General features: G+C 56.8%; 4 protein-coding genes. 1 reads left to right on the top strand and 3 read right to left on the bottom strand.

Annotated features, from left to right (window positions below):
- Nucleotides 1–557, bottom strand: a 557-nt coding sequence (locus tag C448_RS01930; protein ID WP_193363103.1) for a VOC family protein, incomplete at its 3' end; no start/stop codon positions are given.
- 60 nt (nucleotides 558–617) lie between these two features.
- Nucleotides 618–1,037 (bottom strand): DoxX family protein, encoded by a 420-nt coding sequence (locus C448_RS01925; protein ID WP_004051525.1) that lies wholly within the window; start codon nucleotides 1,035–1,037, stop codon nucleotides 618–620.
- A gap of 266 nt (nucleotides 1,038–1,303) precedes the next feature.
- Between C448_RS01925 and C448_RS01920 the strand changes: the two genes are divergently transcribed.
- A complete protein-coding gene (locus tag C448_RS01920; protein WP_004051524.1) occupies nucleotides 1,304–1,624 on the top strand; it encodes a winged helix-turn-helix transcriptional regulator in 321 nt (106 codons plus the stop codon).
- Nucleotides 1,625–1,843: 219 nt separating this feature from the next.
- On the opposite strand, the gene C448_RS01915 is transcribed toward C448_RS01920, so the two are convergent.
- On the bottom strand, nucleotides 1,844–2,297 hold a 454-nt coding region (locus tag C448_RS01915; RefSeq protein WP_152415498.1), incomplete at its 5' end, for an HAD-IC family P-type ATPase.

Raw genomic sequence — 2,297 nt, 5'->3', positions numbered from 1 at the left:
CGCATCCGCTCTCCGTCCTGTGCAGTTGACTCATATCCCAACGTCTCAAGCACCGCTCTCGTCTTCTCGGGGTTGAGAGAATCCAGCGTCACACTATGGAACCCGCGGATAGCGTTGTCTGCGGGGACCGGCCCGTCAGCCCATGGTTCGATATCGCTCGTGCCAGTCACAAGCTCCAACGGCTGGACGTCGTGATCGCGGAACGGGACGACCGTCTCGCCGAACCGGGTATGCGGTGTGTCGACGTCGACATCTCTCGATTCGAGCCGGTCGATCCAGTAGTCGACTGACCCCTCGGGAATGACGAACGCGGTCGCGCTCGTCTGACCGCGGCCGACGCGACCTTGTCGACCGTCCTCGAACGGGAAGAACGTCAACACAGTTCCTGGGTTGCCAACTTCGTCGCCGTAGTAGAGGTGGTAGGTGTATTTGTCGTCGAAGTTGACAGTCCGTTTGACAAGGCGCAAACCGAGGACTTCCGTATAGAAGTCCACATTCTGCTGGGGATTACTCGCGATCGATGTTACGTGATGGAGTCCGGGTATTTCGATAGTCATGTATTGTTTGGGTATCTCGTTTGAAAATCTATTCTTGGAAATCAAGCGCTTCGCGGCCGATTAGAGCCCGAGACCGCCCAGTGCGTACGCCCAGGGTTGACTGCTGAGGGCGAGGAGGACCACCGATGCGCCGAGGAGTTCGACGTTCTTGATGAAACTCGTCATCTCATCCTGCTGCTGGTCTTCAGGCACTGCCCAGAAGTCGTGCATCATCGGCGTGGCAACGAGGAGGAAGACTGCGATTGCCCCCGCGGCAATCGCAGGGAACACTCCGAGTACGATGCCGAGCCCGCCGAAGATGAGCATTCCACCGGAAAACAGGACGCCCGCCCGGGCTGCGGGGACACCCTTCGATTGAGCGTATCCGCTCATCGCGTCGGCGTTCTGGAAGTGATTGAGGCCCTGAAACGCAAGGAGGCCGCCGAAGAGTATCCTCGCAATGAGGAAGCCGATTGCGCCGAGTCCAGCATCGATTGCCATTATTGGCTCACCTCCTGCGTCTGCGACTGGTTAGTGTGCGGTGCGATTAGTGGTGCGACCGTAGCTGCTATCACAACGATATCTAGTTCGTTCTGGAACCTACTTATATCTAATCTGACACTGATGTTATCAGGGTACGTCGGTGTTAGCCGGTGACAGCGGTGTTACTTCAGGTTTCATAATGCTACCAGGTTCGGAAGCGAATCTATTTGAGAATTCAGTGCCTACGGATATCCACGGAACAAACCGTGGCCCAAGCAAACAGATTGTCCGAAGCTGACGAACGGTACGACGAGACGGCATGCTCGATTATCGATTCGCTGAACCAGATCGGCTCCCAGTGGCGACTCATCGTCCTCCACGACCTCCAAAGCAACGAAAAACGTTTCAACGAACTCAAACGCTCGACCGGGGCAAGTTCACGAACGCTCTCCCGTGTCCTTGACGATTTACAAGAGACCGACCTTGTCACACGTCGGCTTGAAGAAGACGCACCCGTCGCCACGTACTATTCACTCACGGAGAAGGGACAGTCGCTCCGCCCCGTCTTCGAAGAAATCGAAGCCTGGTCTGAGGAGTGGCTGTAGGTCCAGAGCCAGCATCAACTGTCTGGAAAACAAGTGATGCAGTGACCCTGTTCGGTAATACCAGAAGTCGGCTAGGCCAATTCATCATGCATAGCTCTCCGTGAAATTCATGCTGGTAAAATAGATTTCAAGCCCAGTAAGGTATGAGCAATCTACTTGTTGTCTTCAGGTGGTTCTCGGGCTACATCGCCACAAATTCGCGAAGAATTTCGGACTCCGCTAGCGGAGGAAGTCCAGCAGTTCGTAGTCATGGTCGGGAGTGTACCGGCGGAACAGCAGGCTGTTCGAGAGCACCGATACCGATGAGAACGCCATCGCGGCCGCCGCCAGCACTGGTTGGAGCAGACCCAGCGAGGCCAGCGGGATCATCGCGGTGTTGTACCCAAGCGCCCAGAAGAGATTCTGTTTGATCTTCTGGAGCGTTCCATCGCTGATGCGGATCGCCTTCACTACGTCGAGCGGGTCGTCGCGCATCAGGGTGACGTCGGCGGCCTCGATAGCAACGTCGGTACCAGAGCCAATCGCGGTTCCGACGTAGGCGGTCGCAAGCGCCGGTGCGTCGTTCACGCCGTCGCCGACCATCATCGCCTTTCGGCCACCCTGTTGGATGTCATTGAGGGCATCGGATTTGTCCTCGGGGAGGACCCCTGCTCGGACGCTCGTGGGATCAATG

It is taken from the genome of Halococcus morrhuae DSM 1307, assembly GCF_000336695.1.
In the GTDB taxonomy this organism is placed as follows: Archaea; Halobacteriota; Halobacteria; order Halobacteriales; family Halococcaceae; genus Halococcus; species Halococcus morrhuae.
Note: the sequence above shows the minus strand (reverse complement) of the source record. Positions and strands in the feature narration are given on the sequence as shown.

Excerpts from the sequence above, each read along its gene's own strand:
- C448_RS01925 (WP_004051525.1), bottom strand. The coding sequence starts at position 1,037 with ATGGCAATCGATGCTGGACTCGGCGCAATCGGCTTCCTCATTGCGAGG.